The organism is Micromonospora sp. NPDC049102, assembly GCF_043197485.1.
Lineage (GTDB): Bacteria > Actinomycetota > Actinomycetes > Mycobacteriales > Micromonosporaceae > Micromonospora.
This window is the reverse complement of the sequence record NZ_JBICTE010000040.1, coordinates 1-17,502: the sequence shown is the minus strand read 5'-3', so window position 1 is coordinate 17,502 and position 17,502 is coordinate 1. Positions and strand designations below refer to the sequence as shown.

13 protein-coding genes are annotated in these 17,502 nt (G+C 69.2%); all 13 read left to right on the top strand.

The genetic code is table 11. From position 1 onward, the window contains the following. Window positions 1-56 precede the first annotated feature (56 nt). The 13 genes from ACGFH9_RS27680 to chvE all read left to right on the top strand — a co-directional run bounded on the left by ACGFH9_RS27680 (window position 57) and on the right by chvE (window position 17,362). Window positions 57-899 carry a DUF4097 domain-containing protein gene (locus tag ACGFH9_RS27680; protein WP_393224840.1) on the top strand — a complete coding sequence of 281 codons (843 nt, stop codon included), beginning with the start codon at window positions 57-59 and terminating at the stop codon, window positions 897-899. Between the two features lie 33 nt (window positions 900-932). Then, window positions 933-1,931 (top strand): ATP-binding cassette domain-containing protein, encoded by a 999-nt coding sequence (locus tag ACGFH9_RS27675; RefSeq protein WP_393224837.1) that lies wholly within the window; start codon window positions 933-935, stop codon window positions 1,929-1,931. Next, window positions 1,928-2,716: an ABC transporter permease gene (locus ACGFH9_RS27670; RefSeq protein WP_393224835.1), complete on the top strand. Its 789-nt coding sequence runs from the start codon at window positions 1,928-1,930 to the stop codon at window positions 2,714-2,716. Before ACGFH9_RS27675 ends, ACGFH9_RS27670 begins: the two co-directional genes overlap by 4 nt. A 609-nt stretch (window positions 2,717-3,325) precedes the next feature. After that, window positions 3,326-5,008: a ribulokinase gene (araB, locus tag ACGFH9_RS27665; protein ID WP_393224833.1), complete on the top strand. Its 1,683-nt coding sequence runs from the start codon at window positions 3,326-3,328 to the stop codon at window positions 5,006-5,008. Further along, complete coding sequence (locus tag ACGFH9_RS27660) at window positions 5,005-5,697, top strand: L-ribulose-5-phosphate 4-epimerase (RefSeq protein WP_393224830.1); 693 nt, start codon at window positions 5,005-5,007, stop codon at window positions 5,695-5,697. Before araB ends, ACGFH9_RS27660 begins: the two co-directional genes overlap by 4 nt. Window positions 5,698-5,817: 120 nt before the next feature. Beyond that, window positions 5,818-6,810, top strand: a complete 993-nt coding sequence (locus ACGFH9_RS27655; RefSeq protein WP_393224827.1) for an ABC transporter substrate-binding protein — start codon at window positions 5,818-5,820, stop codon at window positions 6,808-6,810. Window positions 6,811-6,998: 188 nt separating this feature from the next. After that, a complete protein-coding gene (locus ACGFH9_RS27650; RefSeq protein WP_393224824.1) occupies window positions 6,999-8,540 on the top strand; it encodes a sugar ABC transporter ATP-binding protein in 1,542 nt (513 codons plus the stop codon). Further along, window positions 8,537-9,607 (top strand): ABC transporter permease, encoded by a 1,071-nt coding sequence (locus ACGFH9_RS27645; protein ID WP_393224821.1) that lies wholly within the window; start codon window positions 8,537-8,539, stop codon window positions 9,605-9,607. Before ACGFH9_RS27650 ends, ACGFH9_RS27645 begins: the two co-directional genes overlap by 4 nt. After that, window positions 9,604-10,596, top strand: coding sequence for a galactofuranose ABC transporter, permease protein YjfF (gene yjfF, locus ACGFH9_RS27640; protein WP_355248101.1), 993 nt, complete (start codon window positions 9,604-9,606; stop codon window positions 10,594-10,596). The genes ACGFH9_RS27645 and yjfF overlap by 4 nt, the downstream gene beginning before the upstream one ends. Window positions 10,597-10,622: 26 nt before the next feature. After that, window positions 10,623-12,125 carry an L-arabinose isomerase gene (gene araA / locus ACGFH9_RS27635; RefSeq protein WP_355248098.1) on the top strand — a complete coding sequence of 501 codons (1,503 nt, stop codon included), beginning with the start codon at window positions 10,623-10,625 and terminating at the stop codon, window positions 12,123-12,125. 357 nt (window positions 12,126-12,482) lie between these two features. Further along, on the top strand, window positions 12,483-14,618 hold the full coding sequence (locus ACGFH9_RS27630) for a family 43 glycosylhydrolase (protein WP_393224817.1): 2,136 nt from the start codon (window positions 12,483-12,485) through the stop codon (window positions 14,616-14,618). A 391-nt stretch (window positions 14,619-15,009) separates the two neighbouring features. Further along, window positions 15,010-15,999: a LacI family DNA-binding transcriptional regulator gene (locus ACGFH9_RS27625; RefSeq protein ID WP_393224814.1), complete on the top strand. Its 990-nt coding sequence runs from the start codon at window positions 15,010-15,012 to the stop codon at window positions 15,997-15,999. 217 nt (window positions 16,000-16,216) lie between these two features. Continuing rightward, window positions 16,217-17,362: a multiple monosaccharide ABC transporter substrate-binding protein gene (chvE, locus tag ACGFH9_RS27620; RefSeq protein ID WP_355248090.1), complete on the top strand. Its 1,146-nt coding sequence runs from the start codon at window positions 16,217-16,219 to the stop codon at window positions 17,360-17,362. Window positions 17,363-17,502: the final 140 nt, after the last annotated feature.

Genomic DNA, 17,502 nt, shown 5'->3' with positions numbered 1-17,502 from the left:
ACCGCGCCTGCCCGCACCTCCTTCCGCCTTCGCTGACACCCTCCCGGGAGACCACCATGCCTGTTTTCGACACACCAGAACCGATCTCCGTCCAGGTCGAGCTGCCCATCGGGGACGCCTGGATCGCCGCGACCGACCGCACCGACACCGTGGTACGGGTGCGGCCCCGTGACCCGTCGAGCAAGTCCGACGTGAGCGCGGCGGAGCAGACCACGGTCGAGTTCGCCGCCGGGCAGCTGCGAATCAGGGTGCCGAAGAGCTGGCGTCGGTACGGCTTCGGCTCCGGACCGTCCGTCGACGTGCTGATCGAGGTGCCGAGCGGCAGCCGGCTGCATGCCGAGGCGGCGTGGGCGGTCTTCCGTGGCGAGGGGCGGCTCGGCGAGTGCCGCATCAAGACCGGAAGCACGATCCGCCTGGAGGAGACCGGTTCGCTGGAGATCGACAGCAGTCACGGCGAGGTCGCGGTGGAGCGCGTCACCGGCTCCGCCCGGGTGAAGGCATCGTCGGGCAAGGTGCGCCTCGGCGCGGTCGACGGCACCGCCGAGATCAAGAACTCGTCCGGTGACTGCTGGATCGGCAGCAGTGGCGGTGACGTCCGGATCAACACCGCGTACGGCGACATCACCGTCGACGCGCCGACGGCCTCGGTGGTGGCACGGACCGCCTACGGCAACGTGCGGCTGGGCGAGGTCGTGCGCGGGTCGATCGAGTCGCAGACCTCCTACGGGGCGATCGAGGTCGGGGTCCGGCGGGGCACCGCCGCCTGGCTCGACGTCAGCTCCCGACACGGTCGCGTCCACAACGCCCTCGAGACGACCGACGGTCCGGCCGAGACCGACGAGACGGTCGAGATCCGTGCCAACACCTCGTACGGCGACATCACGATCCGCCGCGCCTGACCCGCCCCGACCCCCACCGCAAGCGAGGAGACCATGAACGGCAGCAGGAAGCCCGCGATCGTCACCACCGACCTACGCAAGTCCTACGGCGACAAGGTTGTGCTCGACGGCATCGACCTCATGATCACCGAGGGCACGATCTTCGCGCTGCTCGGCCCCAACGGCGCCGGCAAGACCACCACCGTGCAGATTCTCTCCACCCTCCTACCGGCGGACGGTGGCCTCGCCCGCGTCCTCGGGCACGACGTGACCCGCGACGCCGACGCCGTACGCGAGTCGATCGGTGTCACCGGCCAGTTCTCCGCCGTGGACAACCTGCTCACCGGCCGGGAGAACCTGCACCTCATGGCCGACCTGTGTCACCTGGACCGGGAGGCGGGTCGCCGACGGATCGCCGACCTGCTCGACCAGTTCGACCTGGGCGAAGCGGCGGACAAGCCGGCCGCGACGTACTCCGGCGGCATGCGCCGTCGACTCGACCTCGCGATGACGCTGGTCGGCGATCCCCGCGTCATCTTCCTCGACGAGCCGACGACAGGGCTCGACCCGCGCAGCCGCCGCGCCATGTGGCACATCATCAAGGCGCTCGTCGCCGAGGGCGTCACCATCCTGCTGACGACCCAGTACCTGGAGGAGGCCGACCAGCTCGCCGACCGCGTCGCCTTCCTCGACCACGGCCGACTGATCGCCGAGGGCACCCCGCACGAGCTGAAGCGGCTCATCCCGGGCGGTCACGTCGTCCTGCGCTTCGCCGACCAGCAGGGGCTCGACTCGGCGGCCCGTACGTTCACCGCCGCCACCCGGGACGACGCCGCGCTGACCCTCCAGGTGCCGAGCGACGGTGAAGTGGGCTCGCTGCGGTCCCTCCTCGACGACCTCGACCGGGATTCCATCACCGTGGCCGGCCTCGCCGTGCACACCCCCGACCTCGACGACGTCTTCCTCGCCCTCACCGGCCAACCCGACACCCGAGCCGGCCAACCCGACACCCGAGCCGGCCAACCCGGCCACGAAAGGGCTTCAGCGCGATGAGCACCCTCACCCTCGCCCTACGCGACTCCAACACCATGCTGCGGCGCAACCTGCTGCACATGCGCCGCTACCCCTCGCTGACCCTGATGCTCGTCGGCATCCCGGTCATCCTGCTGCTGCTCTTCGTCTACGTCTTCGGCGGCACACTCGGCGCCGGCCTCGGGCCTGCCGGCGGTCGGGCCGACTACGCCAACTACGTCACCCCCGGCATCCTGCTCATCACGGTGGCCAGCGCGGCGCAGGGCACCGCGATCTCGGTCGCCATGGACATGGCCGAGGGCATCATCGCCCGCTTCCGTACCATGCCGATCTTCCGACCGTCGGTCCTCACCGGCCATGTCCTGGGCAGCATGTTCCAGACGATGCTCGGCCTCGCGGGCGTCACCGGCGCGGCGCTGCTGGTCGGGTTCCGTCCCACCGCCAACGCCGTCGAATGGCTCGCCGCGATCGGCGTGCTGGTCATGGTCACCTTCGCCGTCACCTGGCTGTCGGTGGCTCTCGGCCTGGTCACCGAGAGCGTCGAGGCGGCCAGCAACCTGCCCATGCCGCTGGTGCTGCTGCCGTTCCTCGGCAGCGGTTTCGTCCCCACCGACTCGATGCCGACCCCGGTCCGCCTGTTCGCCGACTACCAGCCCTTCACCCCGGTCATGGAGACGCTCCGCGGCCTGCTGCTCGGCACGGGAATCGGTGCCAACGGGCTACTCGCGGTCGCCTGGTGCGCCGTCATCACGGTGGCCTGCTTCTGGTGGGCCAGGGCGCTCTACAACCGCAGCCGGACGGTCTGACCCGACATCCGACGGCCCGGCCCAGGTGGGCCGGGCCATCGGCGTGCCCGGGCCTGGCTCGCCACATCGTCGACCTGGAGTCGATCACCACGCTCCGCGCGGTTCGCGCACGGCGGAACATCGAATGTTATCGATAACATTCGATGTAGGTCGGCGGCCGGCATCGGGTGCCGAGCACCGGAGCGCGGGTCATGGGCTCGGACGTGGCGACAGTCCGGTTGGCAGGTCTGATCATGCGCGAGCATCGGCGCTGTCGATGTTATCGCTGACAATCCATCGGCAAGCCGATCGTGGTCGTGGGGCGACGCTGTCGCAGCCACGCGAGGATGACGCCGTCGTCACGCCACCTGTCCCGTCCGGACCTCGCCGTCGCGTCCTCCGGCGGCGGGTGTGATCGTCGCCGCGCCCCGGCGGCGCCGGGGTCGCCGCGCAGCGGGAAGTCGGGACGGCTCGACGCTCGGGTCGGGTCGCGTCCTCTGCGCCGGTCCGCTATCGACGCGCCCGAGTCGGTGTCGCCTCCGCGTTCCGTTACGGAGCTGTTGCAGGTAGATGTCTTGACGGGGCTGGATGTGAGCGTTAACACTATCCCCGTTAACGGTGGAGGTGAACATGGAGCGTGTGGGCGGAGCTGCCGAAAGCTACGTCGTGGGTGTCGACTTCGGCACTCTCTCCGGGCGGGCCCTCGTGGTCCGGGTTCGTGACGGTGCCGAACTCGGGACCGCGGTGCACGAATACGGCGACGGGGTCATCAGCGAGACGTTGCCCGGAGGTAGACCACTGCCCCCGGACTGGGCGCTGCAGAATCCGGACGACTACCGCGACGTGCTGCGCTACGCCGTTCCCGCGGCGGTCTCCGCCGCGGGAGTGGACCCCGCCGCCGTGGTGGGCATCGGCATCGACTTCACCGCCTGCACCGTCCTACCGACGCGCGCCGACGGCACCCCGCTCTGCGAGGACCCCGAGCTGCGCGACCGGCCGCACTCGTGGGTCAAGCTGTGGAAGCACCACGCCGCGCAGCCGCACGCCGACCGGATCAACGCGCTGGCCCACGAGCGGGCGGAGCCGTGGATCGGCCGCTACGGCGGCAAGATCTCCGCCGAGTGGCAGTACGCCAAGGGTCTGCAGATCCTGGAGGAGGACCCGGAGATCTACCACCGGGCCGAGCGGTTCATCGAGGCCGCCGACTGGATCGTCTGGCAGCTCAGCGGCACCGAGACCCGCAACGTCTGCACCGCCGGCTACAAGGGCATCCTGCAGGACGGGCAGTATCCGTCCGAGAGTTTCCTGACCGCGCTCAACCCCGACTTCGGCGACTTCGTGGCCAAGCTCGACGGCCCGCTGCTGCCACTCGGTGCCCGGGCCGGCACGCTCACCGCCCGCGCCTCCGCCTGGACCGGCCTGCCGGAGGGGATCGCGGTAGCGGTCGGCAACGTCGACGCGCACGTCACCGCGGCCTCCGCGCAGGCCGTACAGCCGGGTCGGCTCGTGGCCATCATGGGCACGTCCACCTGTCACGTGGTCAACGGCGAGCACCCGGCCGAGGTCGCCGGCATGTGCGGCGTGGTCGACGGCGGCATCAGCCCCGGGGCGTGGGGCTACGAGGCCGGCCAGAGCGGTGTCGGCGACATCTTCGGCTGGTTCGTCGAGCACGGCGCCCCCGCCGGGCTCGCCTCGCACGAACGCCTCACCGAGCTGGCCGCCAGCCAGCCGGTCGGCGCGCACGGCCTGGTCGCGCTGGACTGGTGGAACGGCAACCGCTCGTTGCTGGTCAACCACGACCTCAGCGGGATGGTCGTCGGGATGACCCTGGCCACCCGCCCACAGGACATCTACCGCGCGCTGCTGGAGGCCACGGCGTACGGCACCAGGATGATCATCGACGCGTTCGTCGAGGCCGGCGTCCCGGTCAACGACCTGGTGATCGCCGGCGGTCTCACCAACAACAAGCTCCTGATGCAGATCTACGCCGACGTGACCAAGCGGCCGCTGAACATCATCGCGTCCGCGCAGGGGCCGGCACTCGGCTCGGCGATCCACGCCGCCGTCGCGGCCGGGGCGTACCCGTCGATCCACGAGGCGTCCCAGGCGATGGGGCGGGTGCACGAGGCGGTCTACACGCCGGACCCCGAGCGGGCGCGAGCCTACGACGCGCTGTACGCCGAGTACCGGGCGCTGCACGACCACTTCGGTCGCGGCGGCAACGACGTGATGCTCCGCCTCCGGGCGATCCGCAACGCGGCGGTGGAAGCCTCCGCGGCCACCCACGAGGCCCCGCTGGAGGTCGTCGCATGAACGCAGAGCTGAGCCGGCAGATCGGTGAGCTGCGCGAGACGGTTGCCCGCCTGCACAGCGAGCTGACCCGGTACAACCTGGTCGCCTGGACGTCCGGCAACGTCTCCGCGCGGGTGCCCGGCCAGGACCTCATGGTCATCAAGCCGAGCGGTGTGGGCTACGACGACCTCACGGCCGACACGATGGTGGTCTGCGACCTCGACGGAATCCTGGTCGAGGGAGACCTGGCGCCGTCCAGCGACACGGCCGCCCACGCCTACGTCTACCGCGCCATGCCGGAGGTCGGCGGCGTGGTGCACACGCACAGCTCGTACGCGAGCGCCTGGGCCGCCTGCGGTGAGGCGATCCCCTGTCACCTCACCGCGCAGGCCGACGAGTTCGGCGGGGAGATCCCGCTGGGCCCGTTCGCGCTGATCGGCGGCGACGACATCGGCAAGGGCATCGTCGCCACGCTCGCCGGGCACCGCTCGCCCGCCGTGCTCATGCGCAACCACGGCGTCTTCACCATCGGCCGGGACGCCCGGGCGGCGGTCAAGGCGGCGGTCATGTGCGAGGACGTGGCCCGTACCTCGTACCTGGCGCGCACCCTCGGGCAGCCCGTGCCCATCGCGCAGGCCGACATCGACGCCCTCTACCACCGTTACCAGAACGTCTACGGCCAACAACCAGTCGCACCGGCGGGCTCCTGACCGTCTCCACACGGCCCGCCGGTCTGCTCCACCGACGCACCAGCACGCACCACCCGCGTACGCCACCTCTGCTCGTCGGCGGCTGACGCGGTCCCCACCACACCCAGCCAAGGAGATCTGATGAGAAAGATGCGAACGCAGCGCGCTATCGCGATCCTCGCCAGTGTGCTGCTCATCGGCGGCGTGGCGGCCTGCGGCAACAGCGACACCGGCGGCGGCGGGTCCAAGGACGACGGCAAGATCACTATGGGCTTCTCCCAGGTCGGCGCCGAGAGCGGGTGGCGTACGGCGAACACCACCTCGATCAAGGAGTCCGCCGCGGCGGCGGGCGTCGAGCTGAAGTTCGACGACGCGCAGCAGAAGCAGGAGAACCAGATCAAGGCCATCCGCAACTACATCCAGCAGAAGGTGGACGTCATCGCCTTCTCGCCGGTTGTGGAGTCCGGCTGGGACACCGTGCTCAAGGAGGCCAAGGACGCCGGCATCCCGGTCATCCTGACCGACCGCTCGGTCGACTCGGCCGACAAGAGCCTCTACAAGACCTTCCTCGGCTCGGACTTCGTCAAGGAGGGCAAGCTCGCGGGCGAGTGGCTGGTCGAGCAGAAGAAGGGCGCCACGGGCCCGGTCAACATCGTCGAGCTGCAGGGCAACACCGGTGCGGCACCGGCCAACGACCGCAAGAAGGGCTTCGGCGAGGCGATCGCCGCCAACCCGAACCTGAAGATCATCGCCTCTCAGCCGGGTGACTTCACCCGGGCGGGCGGCAAGCAGGTCATGGAGCAGTTCCTCAAGGCCAACCCGAAGATCGACGTGCTGTTCGCGCACAACGACGACATGGGTCTGGGCGCTCTCGAGGCCATCACCGCGGCCGGCAAGGTGCCCGGCAAGGACATCACCATCATCACGGTCGACGCCGTCAAGGACGGTATGCAGGCTCTCGCTGACGGGAAGTTCAACTTCATCGCGGAGTGCAGCCCGCTGCTCGGCCCCCAGCTGATGGACCTGGCCAAGAAGGTCCACGCGGGTGAGACGGTGCCGGCTCGGATCGAGACCGAGGAGACCACCTTCACGCAGGCGCAGGCCAAGGAGGCTCTGCCCACCCGCAAGTACTGATCGACGCGAGGGGGGTCGCCGCGCTCGCGTGGCGGCCCCGCCGTGTCGCCCCGTAAACCCGAACGGACCGGGCATGATCCGCGACGACCCGCGCCACGCCCGCCCGAGCCCCGGTCTGGGGCCGGGCGGGTGCGGTGGGAGCGCAACGGCCCATCCGCGTCGACAACCCCCAGAAGAGGTCTGATGGGATGACGGATAGCCGTCCGGTCCTGACGATGACCGGGATCAGCAAGTCCTTCCCCGGGGTGCGTGCACTCCACGACGTCAACTTCCGACTCTTCCCCGGCGAGGTGCACGCCCTGATGGGCGAGAACGGCGCCGGGAAGTCGACCCTCATCAAGGTGCTGACCGGTGTCTACGACACCGACGAGGGCACGATCACCCTCGGCGATGAGCCGGTGTCCTTCGGCGGGCCGATGCAGGCGACGGCCGCCGGGGTGAGCACCGTCTACCAGGAGGTCAATCTCTGCACCAACCTCTCGGTGGCGGAGAACATCTTCATCGGACGTGAGCCGCGCCTGCTCGGCGCCGTGCGCTGGGGCGAGGTCCGCCGCCGCGCCCGCGCGCTGCTGTCCCGCCTCGATCTCGACCTCGACGTCAGCGCGCCGCTGGGCTCGTACTCGCTGGCGATCCAGCAGATGGTCGCGATCGCCCGTGCCATCGACATCCAGGCCCGGGTGCTGATCCTGGACGAGCCGACGTCCAGCCTCGACGCGGGTGAGGTCGCGCAGCTGTTCCGCATCATGCGGCAACTGCGCGACGAGGGCATCGCGATCCTGTTCGTGACGCACTTCCTCGACCAGGTCTACGAGATCGCGGACCGCATCACGGTGCTGCGCAACGGCGGGCTCGTCGGCGAGTACCTGACCTCCGAGCTGCCCCAACTCGGCCTCGTCGAGAAGATGATCGGCAAGGAGCTCGACGTCCTGGAGGGGATCGAGGAGCACTCGCGACGCGACCTGGCCGCGCTCGAGGAGGGCACCCCCCTGGTGGCGGTGTCGAACCTCGGCCGGGCCGGCGCTGTCGAGCCGTTCAGTCTGACCATCCACCCCGGTGAGGTGGTGGGCCTCGCGGGCCTGCTCGGCTCGGGGCGTACCGAGGTGGCACGGTTGTTCTTCGGGGCCGACCGGGCCGACGGCGGGCAGGTCGCGATCGGCGGCACGGCCGGCAGTCTGCGTACCCCCGCGCAGGCCATCGACCAGGGCGTCGGCTTCTGTTCAGAGAACCGCCGGGCCGAGGGCATCGTCCCGGACCTGTCGGTCCGCGAGAACATCATCCTCGCCATGCAGGCCGCCCGTGGCTGGCTGCGGCCGATACCGCGCCGCCGCCAGGACGAACTGGTCGACAAGTACGTCAAGGCGCTCGACATCCGTCCGGCGGACCCGGAGGTGCCGGTACGCAACCTCTCCGGCGGCAACCAGCAGAAGGTCCTCCTCGCCCGGTGGCTGATCACCGAGCCACGGCTGCTGATCCTGGACGAGCCGACCCGGGGCATCGACATCGGCGCGAAGACGGAGATCCAGCGGCTCGTGGCGCAACTCTCCGACGGCGGGATGGCGGTGCTGTTCATCTCGGCCGAGTTGGAGGAGGTGTTGCGCCTCAGCCACAAGGTGGCCGTCATGCGGGACCGGCAGATGGTCGCGCAGCTCGCCAACAACGAGGGTCTCGACGCGGAGCGCGTCATGCAGACGATCGCGAGTGGCTCCCAGCGGGAGGAGGCGGACCGATGAACGACACCACGAGCCGGTATCGGACGATGATCGGTCACCGGCTGTTCTGGCCCGTCGCCGTTTTGGTCGTCATGCTCGCGGCGAACACGATCTACCGCCCCGGGTTCCTGTCCATCGAGCTCAAGGACGGGCACCTGTACGGCACGCCGATCGACATCCTGCGGCTGAGCGCGCCACTGATCCTGGTGGCGCTGGGCATGACCCTGGTGATCTCGACCGGAGGCATCGACCTGTCGGTCGGCTCCCTCTGCGCGATCAGCGGCGCGGTCGCCTGCATGTACATCAGCAAGCAGCCCGACCAGAACAGCCTCGGCGTGGTGCTGACCGCGCTGGCGATGGCGTTCGGGATCTCGCTGGTGCTCGGCGCCTGGAACGGGGTGCTGGTGGCCGTGATCGGTATCCAGCCGATCATCGCCACCCTGATCCTGATGGTGGCCGGTCGCGGCCTCGCCCAGCTCATCACGCAGGGTCAGATCATCACCATCAACTCGGGGCCGTTCCGGGCGATCGGGTTGGGTCACCTGCTGACCCTGCCGCTGGCCATCTTCATCGCGCTCGCCGCCGCCCTGCTCGTCGCCGCGTTCACCCGTCGCACCGCCCTCGGCATGATCGTCGAGTCGGTGGGCGGCAACGCCGAGGCGAGCCGGTTGGCGGGCATCCGCTCCAACCGGGTCATCTTCCTCGTGTACGTGCTCAGCGCCGCCTGCGCGGCGATCGCCGGGTTCATGATGACGGCCAACGTGTCCAGCGCCGACGGCAACGCCGTCGGCCTCTGGGTGGAGCTGGACGCCATCCTCGCGGTCGTCATCGGCGGTACGTCCCTCGCCGGTGGCCGGTTCTACCTCAGCGGCACCATCCTCGGCGCGCTGATCATCCAGACCCTGACCACCACGGTGTACGCCATGAACATTTCGCCGCAGACGTCGCTGCTGTTCAAAGCGGTGGTCGTCATCGCCGTCTGCCTCATCCAGGCGCCGGCCTTCCGAGCCCGGTTCAGCCGGCGCCGGAAGAGCACCCCACCGCCGCGCCCCGTCGCCGACAAGCCGAAGGAGCAGGTGGCGGCATGACCACCGGATCGCTCACCGCCCCCCGCCGCACCCGGTTCCGGCTGCCCCGGCGGCAGGTGCCGGTGCTGGCCACGCTCGCCCTGCTGCTGGTCATGTACGGCATCGGCGTGTCCCAGTACACGGCGTTCTCGAACGTGCAGGTCATCTTCAACGTCTTCATCGACAACGGCTTCCTGCTCGTCGTCGCGGTGGGCATGACCTTCGTGATCCTCACCGGTGGCATCGACCTGTCGGTCGGGTCCGTCGTCGCGATGACGGCGATGGTGTCGGCGGACCTGTTGAACAAGGGTCTGCCGGCGGGGCTCGTGCTCGTCGTCGCGTTGCTCATCGGCCCGACGCTCGGCCTGTTGATGGGCTGCGTCATCCACTTCTTCGAGATCCAGCCGTTCATCGTCACGCTCGCCGGGATGTTCTTCGCCCGGGGCATGTGCACGTTCATCTCGGACTCGTCCATCCCGATCACGGACGGTTTCTGGACCAGGATGTCGCAGGAGCGGATCGGTGATCCCCGGGGGAACTTCGTCTCGATCAGCGTGCTGATCGCCTTCGCCGTGGTGCTCGTCGCCGCGTACGTGCTGGCCTACACCCGGCTGGGACGCAACGTGTACGCGATCGGCGGCAACCCGCAGTCGGCGCTGCTGATGGGCCTGCCGCTGGGGCGGACCCGGATCGCCGTCTACACGATCAGCGGGCTCTGCTCGGCGATCGGCGGCATCCTGCTGTCCTTCTACACTCTCTCCGGCGCGCCGCTGATCGCCGTCGGCATGGAACTGGACGTCATCGCCGCCGTCGTCATCGGCGGCACCGTGCTCACCGGCGGCGCCGGATACATTTTCGGCACGGTGCTCGGCGTGCTGGTCCTGGGCGTGATCCAGACTCTCATCACGTTCGACGGCAGCCTGAACTCCTGGTGGACCAAGATCGTGATCGGCGGCCTGCTCTTCGCGTTCATCCTCCTGCAGCGACTCATCGGAATCCGTTACAAGTGACCGCCCCTCTCGTGGAAGGCAACCCCATGGCACCACACCCCGAACCCGAGATCTGGTTCCTCACCGGCAGCCAAGGCATGTACGGCGAGGAGACGCTCCGGCAGGTAGCCGAGCAGTCCCGCCAGATCGCGGCCACGCTCGACGACTCGCCGCAGATTCCCGCCCGGGTGGTCTGGAAGCCCGTCCTGACCAACAGCGGTGAGATCCTGCGGGTCTGCCGGGAGGCCGCCGCCCAGGGCGCGATCGGGGTCATCGCGTGGATGCACACGTTCTCGCCGGCGAAGATGTGGATCGCCGGACTGGACGCTCTGCAGACGCCGCTGCTGCACCTGCACACCCAGGCGAACGTCCTGCTGCCGTGGGACGACATCGACATGGACTTCATGAACCTGAACCAGGCCGCGCACGGCGACCGTGAGTTCGGGTACATCCAGACCCGCCTCGGTGTGGCCCGCAAGACGGTCGCCGGGCACGTCAGCGACCCGCGGGTGACCGCCCGGGTCGGCGCCTGGGCCCGCGCGGCGACCGGTTGGTCGGCGATGCGGTCGCTGCGGCTGGCCCGTTTCGGCGACAACATGCGCGACGTCGCGGTGACCGAGGGTGACAAGGTCGAGGCGGAGCTGCGCTTCGGGGTCTCGGTCAACACCTACGGCGTCAACGACCTGGTCGAGGTGGTCGGCGAGGTCGCCGACGCCGACGTGGACGAGCTGGTCAAGGAGTACGGCGACAGCTACCGCGTGGGTGCCGAGCTGCTTCCCGGGGGTGAGCGGCACGACTCGCTGCGCTACGCCGCCCGCCTGGAGCTGGGTATGCGCGCGTTCCTGGACGCCGGTGGGTTCCGGGCGTTCACCACGAACTTCGAGGACCTCGGCGGTCTGCGTCAGCTCCCCGGCATCGCCGTGCAACGGCTGATGGCCGACGGGTACGGCTTCGGCGGCGAGGGCGACTGGAAGACGTCGGTCCTGGTGCACACCATCAAGGCGATGTCCGTGGGTGTCCAGGGCGGTACCTCGTTCATGGAGGACTACACCTACGACCTCACCCCGGGCCAGGAGCTGGTGCTCGGTGCCCACATGCTCGAGGTCTGTCCGACCATCGCCTCCGACGTGCCCAACGTCGAGATCCACCCGCTGAGCATCGGTGGGCGGGAGGATCCGGTACGGCTCGTGTTCGACGCCGCGCCCGGTCCGGCGGTGGTGCTAGGGCTGGCCGACATGGGGGAGCGGTTCCGACTCGTGGCCAACGAGATCGACGTCGTGCCGCCGCCGCAGCCGCTACGCCGACTGCCGGTGGCCCGTGCCGTCTGGCGACCGCGACCGGACCTGCCGGTCTCCGCCGAGTCCTGGATCACCGCCGGAGCGCCGCACCACACCGTGCTGTCGCAGGCGGTGGGCACCGAGGAGCTACACGACCTGGCGGAGATGAGCCGGACCGAGCTCGTCGTCATCGACGCCGACACCAATGCGCGCCGCTTCGCGGACGAGATCCGGTGGAACCAGGCCTACTACCGGTTGGCCCGCGGCTTCTGAGCGGCGGCCGGAGCGTCCGGTGAAACGGGTGGTCCACCCCTGCCTGCGGGCCGGGGTGGACCACCCGTTCGTGCCTCCGCACAGGCTCTGCCACGTGTCCTAGCAGGCCCACGAGCCGATCGTGTTACGCCTTGACTAAGAGCATGTTATCGCTCACAGTCTATAACCAAGGTGGTCGATGTCATTGCCTGGTCCGGCCGTGCTCGCGTCCTAGCCCCTCGTCTTCGGCATCGTGCTGCCGCGGCGTTCGGGAAGTGCTGTTAGCGATCACATGGCCGGGCATGGTCAGTTCGGTGCCCCGCCCGGTGCCGCGGACGACGGCCCAGACCGCACGGTTCGCGTCAGCAGAGGAGGATCATGCTTTCCATCGGTCGGGTTCCCCGGGGTGCGCCACGCCGGCGCAGTTGGCTGTCGAGAGTCGCCATCGCGGCGACGGCGCTGGTGGTCGGTGGCGCGGCGGCGGCGGTGGCCGCGGCGCCCGCATCGGCGGCCACGGTCGACACCAGCGCGTGGTACGTCCTGGTGAACCGCAACAGTGGCAAGGCATTGGACGTGTACAACTCGGCCACGAACGACGGTGCGCGGATCACGCAGTGGACGCGTAACAACGGCAACCAGCAGCAGTGGCAGTTCGTGGACTCCGGGAGTGGCTACTACCGGGTCAAGTCGCGCTTGTCGGGCAAGGTGTTGGACGTTTCCGGCCGTTCGACCGCCAATGGTGGGGCGATCGTGCAGTGGTCCGACAACAGCGGGACCAACCAGCAGTTCCGGCTCGCCGACTCGGACGGCGGCTACGTCCGGCTGATCAACCGTAACAGCAACAAGGTCATGGAAGTCCAGAGCGCCTCGACCGCCGACGGCGGCAACATCGTGCAGTACGACGACTGGAACGGCACCAACCAGCAGTGGCAGCTCGTCCGCGTCGACGGTGGCGGCAACCCCACCACGCCGCCCCCCACCACGCCGCCCCCGACGACACCGCCCCCGTCGAGCGGCACGTACTCGAACCCCGTGGTGTGGCAGGACTTCGCCGACGTCGACATCATCCGGGTGGACAACGTCTACTACATGTCGGCCTCCACCATGCACTACTCGCCGGGCGCCCCGGTGCTGCGCTCGTACGACCTGGTGAACTGGGAGTACGCCGGGCACTCCGTACCTCGCCTGGAGTTCGGCTCGAAGTACGACATGAGCGGTGGCAACGCGTACGTCGACGGGATCTGGGCCTCGACGTTGAACTACCGGCCGAGCAACCGCACGTACTACTGGGCCGGGTGCATCGACTTCTCGCAGACGCACATCTACACCGCGTCCGCCGTCGACGGCACCTGGAGCAAGCACACCACCATCCCGAACTGCTACTACGACGCCGGCATGCTGATCGACGACAACGACACCATGTACGTGGCGTACGGCAACACCACGATCAGCGTCGCCCAGCTGTCCGCCGACGGGAAGTCCCAGGTGCGCGCCCAGCAGGTGTACCAGACCCCGTCGAGCATCGGCACCCTGGAGGGTGCGCGGTTCTACAAGCGCAACGGGGCCTACTACATCTGGCTCACCCGACCGGCCAACGGCCAGTACGTGCTGAAGTCGACCAACGGCCCATTCGGCCCGTACGAGCAGCGTCAGGTGCTGCTCAACCTGCCCGGCCCGATCTCCGGCGGCGGCGTTCCGCACCAGGGTGGCCTGGTGCAGACCCAGAACGGCGACTGGTACTACATGTCGTTCGTCGACGCGTACCCCGGTGGTCGGATGCCGGCCATGGCACCGATCACCTGGACCAGCGACGGCTGGCCGGTGCTGCAGACCGTCAACGGCACGTGGGGCAGCTCCTACCCGAAGCCGAACCTGCCCACACCGCCTCGTGCGGTGAAGCCGCTGACGGGCACCGACACGTTCGCCGGCACCACGCTCGGCCCCCAGTGGGAGTGGAACCACAACCCGGACAGCAGCAGGTGGTCGGTCAACAACGGGCTCAACCTGCAGACGGCCACGGTGACCGGTGACCTCTACGCGGCGCGCAACACGCTGACACACCGCATCCAGGGCCCCACCTCCACCGCCACCATCGAGCTGGACTACTCGACGATGCGCGACGGTGACCGCACCGGTCTGGCGGTGCTGCGCAACTCGTCCGCCTGGATCGGCATCAAGCGGGACAACGGATCCACCCGTCTGGTGATGCAGAACGGTCTCACGATGGACGGCAACTGGAACACCACCAGCACCGGCAGCGAGGCGGCGAGCACCGCCATCTCCGGTGGCCGGATCTGGTTGCGGGCCAACGCCGACATCAGACCGGGCTCGGGTCGACAGGCACGTTTCTCGTACAGCACGGACGGCGTCAACTTCACGTCGTTCGGCAACGCCCTGACGTTGGCGAACAACTGGCAGTTCTTCATGGGCTACCGGTTCGCCATCTTCAACCACGCCTCCCAGGCGCTCGGTGGCGCGGTCACCGTCCGCCGCTTCGACCTGACCACACCGTGACGCCGGTCACTCGACGAGTTGTCTGACCGCGTCGCGACCGCACCACCAGCGCCGCCGGATCGGACCCGCCGCCGCCCTGTTCCACGCTCTGTCCAGGAGCTTGGAGCGGGGCGGCGGCTCGTTGCGGCCGTCGCCGGTCGAGGCGTCCGCGTGAACGGCGGGAGAGACCGCCGGCGCCACCTGGCACGCGCCGCGTGGTTCGCGTTCAGCCGTACCGTGTTCGAGGGGGCCGCTGGCGTAGACTGTCGGCGATCCAGCGCTGGTCACCTGGGATTCAGCACCGGCGTGGTGGCTGAGCGAGGGGGATCGGGCCGGGCCGCTCCAGTCGACGTCGACGGGCCGCGGGTCGGGTGAAGGCGGGGGGAGTGAAATGGCCGTGCACGGTCCCGCGATGACGGATGTCGCTCGTCTGGCCGGTGTCTCCCATCAGACGGTGTCGAGGGTGCTCAACGGGCATCCCAACGTGCGTGAGCAGACCCGGTTGCGGGTGCGGGCGGCGATCGCCGAGCTCGGCTACCGCCCGAATGGTGCCGCGCGTGCCCTGGTGACCGGCCGGTCCCAGGTCATCGGCGTGGTCGCACAGAACACGACCCTCTACGGTCCGGCGTCGCTGCTGGCCGCTCTGGAGCAGACCGCCGCCGCGGAGGGCTTCGCGGTCAGCGTCGGCAGCGTACGGGACCTGGACCACCGTTCCATCTCGGCCGCTGTCGAGCGGCATCTGGCGCACCGGGTCGCCGGCATCGTGGTCATCGCGCCGGTCGAGTCGGCCGGCGAGGCGTTGGAGCGACTGCCCAAGGACGTTCCACTGGTGACGGTCGACGGCGACCCCCACCGTCCGGTGCCGTTGGTGACTGTCGACCAGGTGGCGGGCGCGCGGGCCGTGACGCAGCATCTCCTCGACGCGGGGCACCGCACCGTGTGGCACGTGTCGGGGCCGTCGGACTGGTTCGACAGCGCCGGTCGTATCGAGGGCTGGCGGGAGGCTCTGCTGGCCGCGGGGGTCGTCCCACCGCCCCTGATGCACGGGGACTGGTCGGCGGCCTCGGGCTACCGGTGCGGGCAGATGCTCGCTCGGATGCCGGAGGTGACCGCGATCTTCACGGCGAACGACCACCTCGCCCTGGGCGTGCTGCGGGCGCTGCACGAGTTCGGGCGGAAGGTGCCCGCCGAGATCAGCATCGTCGGGTTCGACGACGTGCCGGAGGCGGCGTACTTCATCCCGCCGCTGACGACCGTGCGACCGGACTTCGACGCCGTCGCGCGGGCGAGCCTGCAGATGCTGCTGACCCAGATCGTGTCCGGCAACGGTGGCGGCGCCCTGCGCCAGACGATCGCCCCGACTCTGGTCGCGCGCGACAGCGTCGCCCCGCCGCGCGGCTGACGCCACGGACACCATCGATGCCTCGTGACCTGCAGCCTCCGATCAACCGTCCCCGGGCGTTGCGCGTGGTCGTGTGGGTGGAGAAGTCTCCGTTACGAGACCGTGACACCGGTATTTCGGATCAAGTGTTGACGTGCTCTATGTGAGCGCTAACACTACCCGAAAGATGACAGGTGGCCCCGGCGGTCGGCGGGGGTAATCGGGAGAGGAGAAGCCCGTGAGCAGGAAATTCCTGGTTGCTCTCGGTAGCGCGGCGCTGGCGCTGAGCCTGGCGGCGTGCAGTGGTGGAGGTGCCGGCAGCGGCGGCGACACCAGCGACAAGAAGCCGGGGGACCTGACGATCGGCGTCTCGATGCCGACGCAGACGTCGGAGCGCTGGATCGCCGACGGCAACGCGGTGAAGTCGAAGCTGGAGTCCAAGGGCTACAAGGTCGACCTGCAGTACGCGGGCGACGACATCCCGACCCAGTCGCAGCAGGTTGACCAGATGATCACCCAGGGCGCGGACGTCCTGGTCATCGCCGCCATCGACGGTACGGCGCTCAGCAGCCAGCTGCAGGCCGCCGCCGCCGCGAAGATCCCGGTCATCTCGTACGACCGGCTGATCCGCGGCAGCAAGGACGTCGCCTTCTACGTCAGCTTCGACAACTACAAGGTCGGCGTCGCGCAGGGCACCGCCCTCCTGGTCGGTCTCGGCCTGCTGAACAAGGACGGCTCGAAGGGCACGGCCAAGGGCCCGTTCAACGTCGAGCTGTTCGCCGGCTCGCTGGACGACAACAACACGCAGTACTTCTTCGGCGGGGCGATGGACACCCTCAAGCCGTTCATCGAGGCGGGCACGCTGAAGGTGAAGTCGAAGCAGACCACCAAGGAGCAGGTGGCCATCCTGCGCTGGCAGCAGGAGACCGCGCAGAAGCGCATGGAGGACCTGCTGACGTCCAGCTACAACGACGGTTCGGTCGTCGACGGGGTCCTGTCGCCGTACGACGGCATCTCCCGGGGCATCATCACCGCCCTGCAGAACGCGGGCTACGGCGGTGCGGGCAAGAAGAAGATGCCGGTCGTGACCGGTCAGGACGCCGAGATCGCCTCGATCAAGCTGATCAACGACGGCGTGCAGAGCTCGACCGTCTTCAAGGACACCCGCCTGCTGGCCGACCAGGCCGCCAACGCTGCGGAGGCGTTCCTGCAGGACAAGCAGCCGCAGGCGAACGACACCGAGACGTACAACAACGGCGTCAAGGTCGTCCCGTCCTACCTGCTGCCGATCGCGACCGTCTACAAGGACGACATCAAGGCGACGCTGATCGACTCCGGCTACTGGACGGCGGAAGAGGTCGCCGCCGGTCAGGCCAAGAAGTAGGTCACCTCGTCGGGGGGGGGGGGGGGCCCCCCCGCCCCCCCCCCGCCCCGCCCCCCCCGCCCCCCCCCCCCAACCCCCCGCCCCCCCCCCCCCCCCACCCCACCAAGGGCGGATGACCAAAAACAAAACCCCCCCGGCCC

Bases quoted from the DNA above. Each gene is read 5' to 3' on its own strand.
- ACGFH9_RS27680 (WP_393224840.1), top strand. From the start codon at position 57: ATGCCTGTTTTCGACACACCAGAACCGATCTCCGTCCAGGTCGAGCTG.
- ACGFH9_RS27675 (WP_393224837.1), top strand. From the start codon at position 933: ATGAACGGCAGCAGGAAGCCCGCGATCGTCACCACCGACCTACGCAAG.
- ACGFH9_RS27670 (WP_393224835.1), top strand. From the start codon at position 1,928: ATGAGCACCCTCACCCTCGCCCTACGCGACTCCAACACCATGCTGCGG.
- araB (WP_393224833.1), top strand. From the start codon at position 3,326: ATGGAGCGTGTGGGCGGAGCTGCCGAAAGCTACGTCGTGGGTGTCGAC.
- ACGFH9_RS27660 (WP_393224830.1), top strand. From the start codon at position 5,005: ATGAACGCAGAGCTGAGCCGGCAGATCGGTGAGCTGCGCGAGACGGTT.
- ACGFH9_RS27655 (WP_393224827.1), top strand. From the start codon at position 5,818: ATGAGAAAGATGCGAACGCAGCGCGCTATCGCGATCCTCGCCAGTGTG.
- ACGFH9_RS27650 (WP_393224824.1), top strand. From the start codon at position 6,999: ATGACGGATAGCCGTCCGGTCCTGACGATGACCGGGATCAGCAAGTCC.
- ACGFH9_RS27645 (WP_393224821.1), top strand. From the start codon at position 8,537: ATGAACGACACCACGAGCCGGTATCGGACGATGATCGGTCACCGGCTG.
- yjfF (WP_355248101.1), top strand. From the start codon at position 9,604: ATGACCACCGGATCGCTCACCGCCCCCCGCCGCACCCGGTTCCGGCTG.
- araA (WP_355248098.1), top strand. From the start codon at position 10,623: ATGGCACCACACCCCGAACCCGAGATCTGGTTCCTCACCGGCAGCCAA.
- ACGFH9_RS27630 (WP_393224817.1), top strand. From the start codon at position 12,483: ATGCTTTCCATCGGTCGGGTTCCCCGGGGTGCGCCACGCCGGCGCAGT.
- ACGFH9_RS27625 (WP_393224814.1), top strand. From the start codon at position 15,010: ATGACGGATGTCGCTCGTCTGGCCGGTGTCTCCCATCAGACGGTGTCG.